Source organism: Clostridium sp., assembly GCF_016650095.1.
Lineage (GTDB): Bacteria > Bacillota > Clostridia > Clostridiales > Clostridiaceae > Clostridium_AD.
This window is the reverse complement of record NZ_JAENWL010000094.1, coordinates 1-10666: the sequence shown is the minus strand read 5'-3', so window position 1 is coordinate 10666 and position 10666 is coordinate 1. Positions and strand designations below refer to the sequence as shown.

The 10666-nt window shown below is 29.3% G+C and carries 13 protein-coding genes; 9 read left to right on the top strand and 4 right to left on the bottom strand.

Annotated features, from left to right (window positions below; all coding sequences use genetic code 11):
• Positions 1–52 precede the first annotated feature (52 nt).
• The 4 genes from JJE11_RS07665 to JJE11_RS07650 form a co-directional block, all read right to left on the bottom strand.
• Entirely contained in the window at positions 53–583 is a 531-nt protein-coding gene (locus JJE11_RS07665; RefSeq protein WP_291634223.1) for an amidase domain-containing protein, read from the bottom strand.
• A 73-nt stretch (positions 584–656) separates the two neighbouring features.
• Positions 657–1976: a metallopeptidase TldD-related protein gene (locus JJE11_RS07660; RefSeq protein ID WP_291634222.1), complete on the bottom strand. Its 1320-nt coding sequence runs from the start codon at positions 1974–1976 to the stop codon at positions 657–659.
• The gene (locus JJE11_RS07655; protein WP_291634220.1) at positions 1976–3406 is read right to left on the bottom strand and encodes a TldD/PmbA family protein; all 1431 of its coding nucleotides are present in this window, start codon (positions 3404–3406) and stop codon (positions 1976–1978) included. The genes JJE11_RS07660 and JJE11_RS07655 overlap by 1 nt, the downstream gene beginning before the upstream one ends.
• 413 nt (positions 3407–3819) lie before the next feature.
• Positions 3820–4677 (bottom strand): phage holin family protein, encoded by an 858-nt coding sequence (locus JJE11_RS07650; protein WP_291634218.1) that lies wholly within the window; start codon positions 4675–4677, stop codon positions 3820–3822.
• Between the two features lie 457 nt (positions 4678–5134).
• Here JJE11_RS07650 and JJE11_RS07645 point away from each other — a divergent pair, with 457 nt between their 5' ends.
• The 9 genes from JJE11_RS07645 to JJE11_RS07605 all read left to right on the top strand — a co-directional run bounded on the left by JJE11_RS07645 (position 5135) and on the right by JJE11_RS07605 (position 10610).
• On the top strand, positions 5135–6073 hold the full coding sequence (locus JJE11_RS07645) for a GH25 family lysozyme (RefSeq protein ID WP_291634216.1): 939 nt from the start codon (positions 5135–5137) through the stop codon (positions 6071–6073).
• Positions 6074–6095: 22 nt separating this feature from the next.
• Positions 6096–6545 (top strand): hypothetical protein, encoded by a 450-nt coding sequence (locus tag JJE11_RS07640; RefSeq protein ID WP_291634214.1) that lies wholly within the window; start codon positions 6096–6098, stop codon positions 6543–6545.
• A gap of 522 nt (positions 6546–7067) precedes the next feature.
• Positions 7068–7955, top strand: coding sequence for a hypothetical protein (locus JJE11_RS07635; protein WP_291634212.1), 888 nt, complete (start codon positions 7068–7070; stop codon positions 7953–7955).
• A 90-nt stretch (positions 7956–8045) separates the two neighbouring features.
• Positions 8046–8204, top strand: a complete 159-nt coding sequence (locus JJE11_RS07630) for a hypothetical protein (RefSeq protein ID WP_291634210.1) — start codon at positions 8046–8048, stop codon at positions 8202–8204.
• A gap of 218 nt (positions 8205–8422) precedes the next feature.
• Positions 8423–8596, top strand: a complete 174-nt coding sequence (locus JJE11_RS07625; RefSeq protein WP_291634209.1) for a hypothetical protein — start codon at positions 8423–8425, stop codon at positions 8594–8596.
• Between the two features lie 146 nt (positions 8597–8742).
• The gene (locus JJE11_RS07620; protein ID WP_291634208.1) at positions 8743–9075 is read left to right on the top strand and encodes a cytochrome C biogenesis protein; all 333 of its coding nucleotides are present in this window, start codon (positions 8743–8745) and stop codon (positions 9073–9075) included.
• Between the two features lie 287 nt (positions 9076–9362).
• On the top strand, positions 9363–10001 hold the full coding sequence (locus JJE11_RS07615) for a class I SAM-dependent methyltransferase (RefSeq protein WP_291634207.1): 639 nt from the start codon (positions 9363–9365) through the stop codon (positions 9999–10001).
• A gap of 111 nt (positions 10002–10112) precedes the next feature.
• A complete protein-coding gene (locus JJE11_RS07610; RefSeq protein WP_291634205.1) occupies positions 10113–10322 on the top strand; it encodes a GNAT family protein in 210 nt (69 codons plus the stop codon).
• Positions 10323–10391: 69 nt separating this feature from the next.
• Positions 10392–10610, top strand: a complete 219-nt coding sequence (locus JJE11_RS07605) for a hypothetical protein (RefSeq protein WP_291634203.1) — start codon at positions 10392–10394, stop codon at positions 10608–10610.
• The last annotated feature ends 56 nt before the right edge of the window (positions 10611–10666 follow it).

The window sequence follows — 10666 nt, the reverse complement described above, 5'->3', positions numbered from 1 at the left end:
TAATAAATAAAAACAACGTTACAATATTTATTTTGTAACGTTGTTTTTATGTTTATATACTTATTTTTAGATAATGTGCACGCTTAGCTGGCCAAGAATTTTTATAATATATATTTAAAGCTTCAAAAGAGTGATGAGAAACTAAAGTATGTGGATAACTAAAAGCTGTAACAATCATAGAGTGAAATATATTTCCATTACTTCCTTCGAAAAATATCAAATCACCTAATTCAAGCATGCTAACGTGCTGTACTTCAAGGCCTTTAATTCCAGGAGCATTAGATTGTTGATTAACTTTTAAAGTCCAGTAAAGGGAATGTGCTACAGCCCATGAAACAGACCAGGTATCATCCTTTGTACTTAGAGTATTATTCTTGTTGTACCACCATGGATGTGAGCCATTAAAAGTCATAGGCGCTCCACCGGCAAGTAGGCACTGAGATATAAAGTTTGCGCAATCCCCACTTGTCTCATTATTAATAAGAGGGAAGTATCTAAAACTAGGATTTGGATGCAATGCATAGGTAGTTGCATAGTTAACAGCATTTATCCTTGAATAATTATTTGTTCTAAAAAGGTCCATTTTACTCTCCATAAACTTACTATTATTATAGTCTATGATTAAGATAGTGAGAGGGTTCATAAAAATCCTTATTTTATTCTATTCCAGCTACACTTACATTTAATAATTTAACAATTTTAGGTCCTATAAAGTTATTATCCTTTTGAAGCTCTTTTGATAAGTACATTTGCTTTTGTAAATTTTTAATATTTCCTGATATAGAACCGCCTGAAACTGGAATGGTATTGGTACCATCAAAAGACCAGCCTAGTCTAATTTCTCCAGCAAAATCTCCTGTTAAAGTATCCATTTGGAAGTCAGAAAAGGCTATAATTTCTAGGTATGGATCTACTTTAAAATCTGCTATTGAATAATTCCCACCGTCAATAATAAAGTTTGATATATTACCTGTAGGCTCTATATTTAAATAATGGCAATGACGTACGTCCCCATGATACATATTTAAAACACCTTTATTAAATATCTTAACAGAATCCACAGGAAAACCGTCAGAATCATAAGGAGAAGATTTTGTTGAGTTTTTCATAAAAGGGTCTAAAGTAAGAGTTATCAAATCACCCTGTACATCATCGCCTTGAATATTCTCACCAAGTTTTGCAGTGGACATTCCATTGTACACTGTTTTTGCCGATGCTTTTGATAAATAATAGTTTAATAGTTCAATTACTGGCGTTCCATTAAGTAATACGTTGTATTTTCCTAGTGCCGGAGTGGGGGTCGCAATAGCTTTTTCTTTACTAACAATAAGCATCTCTTTTACTTTTTCATCTATTAAATCATAATCCATCTCTGAAAAATCTATGTGCGTGTACAGTTCAATTTCTTCAGCATCTTCCTTCCAATTAGTTATAAACTCAAGTTCGCCATTATACGTCGTGAAAGATATATCTATTCCCGTAGAACTTACAATACGTGTATAAACCTTATTAAGGAAGATTTCAGAAGAATTTATACCTCCTTTATCATAAACATCTGAGTTATAGATTGCTTTGGTTAATGTAGGAAGCCAATCGCTCAGTGGTTTCTCTGAAAAATTACTTATTATTGACCGCTGAATTTTATAGGAAGGCTCTACCAAAGGATAATATTTATTTTTTATAAATCTTGCGGCGAAGGCAATTTCTACAATAACCTGAAGTATTTCTTCATCACTCATAGTAGGATGAATTATAGCGGAAGATGAACCTGTATACGCTACATTTTCTTCCTCAAAGTTTTTATAAACTGTTATATTAAAATTATGAACATCTTTAGCTCTATACATATCTAAGCCTTTCTTTACGAAGAAAAGCTCATTAGCAGTTATTTTATGTTCTATTAGTTTAAATCCATCCATTTCTAGACTATTTGATTGTGCAAATCCAGCAATCAGCTTTTTTATTCTTTCTATCATTATCCTAACCTCACTTTTGCTTTAATATATGGGCCACCATCCGAAACCTTAACCCATTCCTTATAACCTTTGCCACACGCACCAGAACCAGAAATCTCAACGGTTTCTGATAACATAGATATGGATTTTAAAACATCTGGCACATATCCGGTCATAATTACAGGTGAGACTATTTCACCAGTTAATCTTCCATCTTTAATCTCTTTACCTTGAAGTACCATACATTGTATTCCCCAATTCTTAGGGTCTTCCATTCCACTCATGGTACCATCTAAAATGTAACCGTATTTGATAGAAGCTATCATATCTTCTAAAGTATCATTTCCGGCAGTAAAGAAGGTATTAGTCATTCTTGCATAAGCTTTTCTTTCAAAAGATTCTCGTTTACCATTACCAGTAGGTTTAGTACCCAGCTTAAGAGCCGATAATATATCAGAAATTCCTGTTTTAAGTTGTCCTTTTTCTATAACAATAGTATCTGTTCCAAGTACCCCTTCATCATCAAACAAATAAGAAGACATATTATTAGCCGCTGCAGCACCGTCATGCATTGTAACTAATTCAGATGCCACACTCTTTCCTATATATTCCAAAGCTTTTGCTCTTTTCTTAACGAACATGTCCATTTCAACTCCATGGCCAAATGCTTCATGAGCAATTAACCCGGAAATTTCAGGAGAACATATTACTTCATATTCACCTGGTATTACGCTCCTCGCATCTAAAAGCTTTATACTGGTATCTACTACTTTTTCTACATCATTTTTCATTTCATCTAGCAATTCTACTGCTTTTAAACCAGAGAAAGATGCATGGGCGTATTTAGTATTATCATCTCTACGGACTATGCTTACCAAATACCCTTCACTCCATATATAAGATTGTTCTAGTTCTTTATTATTAGAAATAAATATCTTTGATACGTGAACCTCATGATAGGTTACTTTGAAATCTACAAGCAAATCTGAATAACTTAAAGCAGAATCTTTAATAAAACACATTTTTTCTATTTTTTCTTTTGATGTTAAAGTAGATGGAAGCGTGATGACTTCACCTAAAAACTGCTCCTTGATTAAAGTTTCCTCTATTAAATCATAAGGATTTACAGCTATTGAGGCATTTTTTAAACTTTCAAAAGTTTTGGCCATTTTTAACTGTATTTCATCTATTATAGTATTTAAACTATTCTCATTTATTTCATTAAAAGAAAACTCAGAATAGTTTACACCGTTATGAACCCTTATAACAAACCCACGTTCACACCAGTGAGAGTCGCTTAAATCTATACCCGTTATTTGTACGTTATATATTTTCCCTTTAGTATCTGTGCCTAAAATTGATACATATTTATATTTTTTAGAAAGAATATTTACTATTTTTTTCAAAGTAGGCTTCTGACTTATTAAAAAACTCGACATTGAAACTTTCATTAAATTGCCTCCCATATTCTTTTTATTGTATAAGCAATTATTAATTACCTACAAATTCTCATAAATATATTTTTAAAATAAATAGTACATAAATATCAACAAAAGATTTGAAGTATTTCTAATAATAATTATATACTAAATCTATAACCAAATCCATAAAATTGAAATAAGGAATAATTACTAAGTACGAAAATTAGGACATAATTCAAATACTTGGTGGATTCTAAGCTGACTATATTTTATGCGTTGGAATAGGTAAGAGGATGTATCTCCTTTAGAAAATAATTTTTAGAACGAGATATTTATTTTCCCTTTTCTAAATACTAATTATTGTGTTAGTATTGCTAATTGTTACATAAATTACCGTTATATATTAATAAATCCTAGATTCCGAATGAATCTAGGATTTACAATTATATATTTTTACGTGCATCAATTATTGTTTTATATGAAATTATTACAATACAATCAATAATTTTATCTTTTTTCTCCCTAATAGTTTTCTCAGAATAACAAATGATTTTTAATTTTTCTAGACACTCATCTACTTTAACTTGATCATTTTGGGAGGAGTTTTTGATATATTTAGTTGGAATTTTTTCTTCTGACAATTTATTTTTCATATCACTTAAACCTAAGTCTATTATGGAAAGTATCTTATAAAAAAATATATCTGGATTATCATTAGGAGATTCATCTATAAGCATGATTTGATTAATAATAGATTTCCATGTTTTATATTTAATCTCTAGAAATGTTCTCATATATTCATCCTCGAAACTAGGGATTTGATACTTTATTAGATCATCAATATTAGAAAACTCTTTAGTTTTCTCTTTTGACTTGTCCAGAATAGCATTTAACACGGGTATTTTTAGGTTGCTAATTAGTAAAGGTATAATAGTAGCAGGTATAGGCAATCCTAATAAGCTTAGATTTTCTAAAATACTTACGCTCTCCGTAATTGCTAGAAAAGCAATAATAATTTGGGACAACATGGTTGTTATTATTATTGGATCTAAAATAATCTCTAATAATCTAATTGTAATCATACAAAGTGAATAAGTGATAATCTTCTTAGTAGATTTACGTAATCCTATACTGCTAAATCTTTTATATTTTATGGCAGTAAATATTCCAGTTAAAGTATCTAAGATAATAAGCAATAAAAGAATGGTATATGAAATCTGCATACTTGTAAATATTTCAGAAATAGAGCCTAATATCCATGATACCCCCCATATTTTAAGAAAGCTAGTATTATTATCCATTTTTGCATCTCCACTTAAACTAGACATCTATATAATATATGTAGGAATGAAGAGAAGGGGAATGTTTATTTCACATAGATTGTACTAAAAAAAATATAAAATCCTAACGACTACGATAGGCCTTATCTTTTTTCTTTTATTGATATTAATATGTTTTTTGAATTCAAAATTTCTGATAAGTTATTGCTCATATAATTGTGCCATAAGTTATCCATTTAAGAAATACAAAATCATCAATCCAAATATTTTCATATTGAGAATTAATTATAAGAGGTTCTTTTCTTATTATTCATTAAAAATCAAAGCATTACATCGAGTTATTAAAAAATAGGAACATGCATAGATTTGTGCAGCCGATTACGAGAGGTGAACAATTAATAACGAATTAATTGTAACGTTTAAACGATTTGCAACATATTTTATAACGAGAAAATAAGTAAATTGGGGATGAAGTTTTATGAAAGGAATAGACATAGCCAGTTATCAAGACGATATAGATTTCAAAAAAGTAAAAAATAGTGCAATAGAAATAGTTTATATTAAAGCCACGGAAGGGATCAATTATAACAATCCTCTTATGAAATCACAATATAATAGAGCAAAGGCGGAAGGACTCAAAATTGGGTTTTATCATTTTTTAAGATCAAATAATCCAATAATAGAAGCAAAACATTTTCTAAGTGTTATTGAGGGGCTTTCAGCTGATTGTAAATACGTTATTGATGTAGAAGAAACCTTAGGACAAACCATAACACAAATAAGCTCTAATGTAAGGCAATTTGCGGATTATTTAATATCAAATGGTAAAGAAGTTTGTATTTATACTGGAGATAGTTTTTATTTAAATAATTTAAATAATTCAGTCAAAAATATACCTTTATGGGTGGCTCATTATGGAGTAGCAAAACCAGATGCAACTAATTATATAGGATTTCAATATACAAGCTCAGGGAATATAGAAGGAATAATTGGGCTTGTTGATTTAGACGAGTTCAGCTCAGATATATTTATTAATTTAAAGGAAGCATCGGTAATTCCTTCTAAACCTTTAAATCCGCCTAAAACTGTAAATCTTGTTTTAAAAACTTTCCAACACACTGTCAACTTAATTGGATTAACAGACAAAAATGGAAACAAACTTGTTGAGGATGGAAATATAGGAACTCATACCAATGAAGTTATAAGTAAAGTTTTGCAAACTAGAGGAGCCAAGAACGAATTTGTAAGGTGGATACAGCAGAGACTTATAACATTAAAGTTTTCATGTGGTAAATCTGGAGCTGATGCAAACTTTGGTTGGAACACATTCGTAGCCATTCAGCATTTTCAAGTTTTAAGAGGGTTAAAACCAGATGGAGTTGTTGGCCCAGCAACTATATTACAACTTTTAAAATGATAAAATTGGGAGGGATGTATAGATGTTGAACGATATATTAATACAAATTATACCACAAATTCTATATTTCATAATTACTGTGTTCATAGGTTTTATTACTACAATTGTGAAAAAGTGGTGGGATGCTCATAAACACCTGATAGAAATACAAGAGCAACAAATAGCACAAGCAATTGGTATTGATAAATATAATCAAAATATAATGATAGCAAAGTTACTTATTCATAGCGTAGAAGAGCAGGCTAAAAAGCTTAACTGGGATAGCACCATAAAACACGCTAAAGCTACAGAGTTAATTAGTAATGCAACAGGGTTTTCCAGTGAACAAATTTTTAATATAATCAAGGCTACAGTGGATGAGCTGAAAACTGATAAGTTAAAAGTTATTACGGAGGAGGTTCAAACTTCCATTACTGAACAAGCTCCAAAAACGATAGCTCCTACTGATCTAGTGATAAATGAAATTAAATAAAAATCCTCATGAATTACTTCCTCTTTTTGAATGTGTATTTTTTAAAACCACTATTCCAATTCTTCTTACATTCTCACCATTAATAATATTATTTAATGACTAACACTTATAAATTTTCATCATAAACACAAACAAAACCATTCAATATAATAAAAGTTATATTGAATGGTTTTGTTTTTACTCTAAATCCCACTTTTTTACTGATTTTATATGTATTTTTAAAAATTATATGGTATACTTGTATTGTAAACATTATGTATACGCATACAATTTCACTGTAAACAGCAGTATACGAGTGTTTACAATAACTTATTTTTGTGATTTTATAAATTTTTTTAAAATTATAACTATAAATAATTCATTAAAATATTTTTAACTCAAATATCGTAAGAGTTATATGGTTTAGAAAATATTTTAAACAGGCAGTAGTTAAGATGTAGGCAATAATGGCATTTAGTTATGTATAAATTCAATTTATTCTATTAAAAATAGAAAATACCCAAATAAGAGAGGATGAAAGAAATGGATGCAATATTAAGTGTAAGAATCAGTGATGAATTAAAACAAAAGTTCAATGAATTAGCTCAGAGCGAAGGAGTAAACAATAAGGAACTCATGGAGCAAATAGTTAAATACTATGAATTAAATAGAGCAAGAGAAGAAGACAGTAATATGTCCGAGGATATAAAAGAGTTACAAACAATAACCAGTAGAATGGCGGATATATATATAAACATAGTAGAAAGAAATAACGTTAAAACTTTAGAGGTGAAAAATATTCATAGAAATGAGTTAATAGTTAAGAGTGGCGAAGTTGAAAAACTAAAAGAACAAATTGCATTATTAAAGGAAGAAAATAAGAAAATAACCTCACTGGAAAAAGATATAACCGATGCAAAACATATAAAAAGTGAATTACAAGAAACTATTAAGAGTTTGAAAACCCTTAATAATATGCAGGAAGAAAAAATATTAAAGTTAACAGGAACCAATGAAAAATATATTAAATACAAAGATGAAATTATAAAACTTAAAACAGAACTAGACAAATCAACAAATGAACAAATGCAATTGAAGAATGATTTGTTAAATAAGAATAACGAAGTAGATAGATTACTAAAACAATTTAATGAGTTTTCGGAAATAAATAAAACTAAAATGGAGGAACTAAATGTTAAATCTAAACAAGATATTGAAATGCAGAGAGAGAGATCTATGTTTGAAATGGACAAAGAACTTTTAAAATTAAAAGAGGAACAACAGCATAAGTTACAAGGATTGCAAGACGGTTTTAATGAAAGAATTGCTGATTTATTAAAACAAAAAGAGAACGTAGCAGAGGAATTCAAGAATATGATCCTGGAAATGGATAAAAAAGAAACTGATGCTATTATTAGTGAAAACAAATAGTATTTGGGAAAAATTAAATGTTTTTACTCTCTGTTGATATACAATGAATATTGAGTAGTAGTTTTAAATGAAAATATTGGGGGGATTTCGATGGCAATTGTTAGTTTTTTTAGTTTTATTTATTTAATAATTATTCTAAGTTTATTGGGTATAGGGATTTATGGATTTGTGTTATTTGTAAAACTTGCGAATAGAGGAATTAGAGCACTTGATATTTACATTAATGAAAAGACGAATAATAAATTATAGGTACATATCTTTCTAGCTTATTTGTTGTAGGACAAGGAGTTATATGGTTATTAAAGATTAAAATTGCTGGGGGTGTTATTATTAAAAAAATCATTAGACTTATTAGAACTCTTTTAGTTATTTTATCATGTTTATTATTTGCTTTTGGTATATTTGCTTGGGTATCAGGATTAAGGATAAGTGATTCTGAACTTTTACCAATAATAGCTTCAAGTAGTTTGAATTTGTTTCTATTATTTGTTTACTGGGCATTAGGAATGGGATATAGTAAACCCTCAGAAACACCAGAAAATAAAGTTATTAGAATTTTATCTAAAGTAGGATTTGGAGGAAATATAGTTTTATTTATATGCTCTATATTAATTATTATCGGATTTGGTATTATACCTTAATTAAGATTAAAATATATAATTTTATGATATGACGGTAAAATATTGCCGGTAACCTTGGATGAGAGCCCTTTTAGAAGGGGAAAGTACATCATTAGAGTATTATAATAAATTGAGAAAATTCAAAAAACAAAGGAGAAATTATGTTTATGGAATTTAAAGAAGTAAAAATTGAAATATATGTTCCAGAAGAATATATAATAAAATTAAGAGATGAACTTAATAAAGTGAATGCTTGTAAGATTGGAGATTATGACAATGTTATCTCTATAACAAATGTCAGAGGGTATTGGAGACCTTTAGAAGGCTCAAATCCATTTAATGGTGAGGTAGGTACCGTAGGTGAAGGCGAGGAATGTAAAATTGAGATAAGATGTAGAAGGGAATATGTTAAGAATGCCCTTAATGTCATTAAAGAAATTCACCCTTATGAAGAACCACTAATAAATATCATCCCAATTATAAATGAAGTATTTGAATAATATGAGGGTTATTGAATTTATTTGAGCAGATAGACTTGGAGTAACGGGACTTCCACTAACAAAACGTTGCCGTTCGCATTGGTTGGAGAGTGATTTTAATCTGGACAAGATTAGACTCATGTATATTTTTAAACCTAAGAAAATCATAAACCAACGCCAAGGCACATTCCTTCATCAAGCCCATTGGGCTAAGGTTCAGGAGCGCCGGCAACAAACAGCTGCAAAAACATAAATTAATAAGGCAATAATGATTTTGATTTTTTTTATTGTTTAGGGAGGTGAAAATTATGTTAAATAGTACAGGATTTGATTTATGGTCTAATGGCTATGATAAGAGCGTAAATCTTAGCGAGAAAAACAATGAGTACCCATTTGCAGGTTATAAAGATGTGTTAAATTATGTTTATAACCAAGTAAGAGAAAAAGATGGTGCAAATATTTTAGATATTGGGTTTGGAACTGCAATTTTAACAACTCAACTCTATAATAATGGATATAGTATTACTGGCATTGATTTCTCAAGTAATATGATAAATATCGCGAAACAGAAAATGCCACAAGCAACATTGATAAATCAGGATTTTTCCAAGGGTTTACCAGATCAAATTAAAAATCATCATTTCGACTTCATAATTAGCACATATGCAATTCATCACTTGACAGACAAAGAAAAAATCAATTTTATAAAGCTACTTTTCCCTTTGCTAAATAAAACAGGAATGATACTTTTAGGGGATGTTTCTTTTGAAACAAGAAAACAATTAGAGAAATGTAAATCTAAATATAATGAGTATTGGGATAATGATGAATTCTATTTTACGGTAGAAGAAATTAAAAATAACTTAAATGATGAATATTTCAGTGAGTATGTACAAATATCTCATTGTGCTGGAGTATTAACTATTGCTAATAAAAATTTTGTCTAATAAATATATTATGGAGATTTAAGTATTTTTTTTTTGATAAAAGGCCCATGATATGTTGCTAAAAATGCTGGAACCTTTGAGTAAGGCTGATATTATTGAACAAATGGTTATATGCAAGAGGTAATGAAAGAAATCATCGCAATTGCTATGGGTGCTATGCACATAAAAGAGATAAATGCATGTATTTACATTGAAAATCAAAGGTCAATCCGTTTAGCGGAAAACCTTGATTTTGTTTTATCTGGTTCAAGTTATGAATTGTTTAGAGAGAAGGAGTACTTGCATAATATTTACTCGCTTTATATTCCCAAATTAATATAATCTATGGTTGCAGTTAAGTTATATAATTCATATATATAGGGAATTAAACCATGAATGGATTAGTGGGTTTTGAACGCTAGATATAGTGCAAGACCTGAAAATTCACATAACAAAATGTTTTCGTCCGCCTTGGCTGGTGGACTATTTTTATATAGAAATATATGTGTAGGGTCAGAATTATTACAAATATTGGAAGTACTAATTTCAATCTTTGTTGCTAAGTGCTTCTGTTATATGGTGTATAAATTTGAAAGTTTCTGTGGAGATTTAGCACAATGGAGGTTATAATTAAATATATATACAAAATATTCATAAATAAGAAAAATATAGATTGAATGGATTAG

Bases quoted from the DNA above. Each gene is read 5' to 3' on its own strand.
- JJE11_RS07615 (WP_291634207.1), top strand. From the start codon at position 9,363: ATGTTAAATAGTACAGGATTTGATTTATGGTCTAATGGCTATGATAAG.
- JJE11_RS07650 (WP_291634218.1), bottom strand. From the start codon at position 4,677: ATGGATAATAATACTAGCTTTCTTAAAATATGGGGGGTATCATGGATA.
- JJE11_RS07635 (WP_291634212.1), top strand. From the start codon at position 7,068: ATGGATGCAATATTAAGTGTAAGAATCAGTGATGAATTAAAACAAAAG.
- JJE11_RS07660 (WP_291634222.1), bottom strand. From the start codon at position 1,976: ATGATAGAAAGAATAAAAAAGCTGATTGCTGGATTTGCACAATCAAAT.
- JJE11_RS07630 (WP_291634210.1), top strand. From the start codon at position 8,046: ATGGCAATTGTTAGTTTTTTTAGTTTTATTTATTTAATAATTATTCTA.
- JJE11_RS07620 (WP_291634208.1), top strand. From the start codon at position 8,743: ATGGAATTTAAAGAAGTAAAAATTGAAATATATGTTCCAGAAGAATAT.
- JJE11_RS07655 (WP_291634220.1), bottom strand. From the start codon at position 3,406: ATGAAAGTTTCAATGTCGAGTTTTTTAATAAGTCAGAAGCCTACTTTG.
- JJE11_RS07640 (WP_291634214.1), top strand. From the start codon at position 6,096: ATGTTGAACGATATATTAATACAAATTATACCACAAATTCTATATTTC.
- JJE11_RS07665 (WP_291634223.1), bottom strand. From the start codon at position 583: ATGGACCTTTTTAGAACAAATAATTATTCAAGGATAAATGCTGTTAAC.
- JJE11_RS07610 (WP_291634205.1), top strand. From the start codon at position 10,113: ATGCAAGAGGTAATGAAAGAAATCATCGCAATTGCTATGGGTGCTATG.
- JJE11_RS07645 (WP_291634216.1), top strand. From the start codon at position 5,135: ATGAAAGGAATAGACATAGCCAGTTATCAAGACGATATAGATTTCAAA.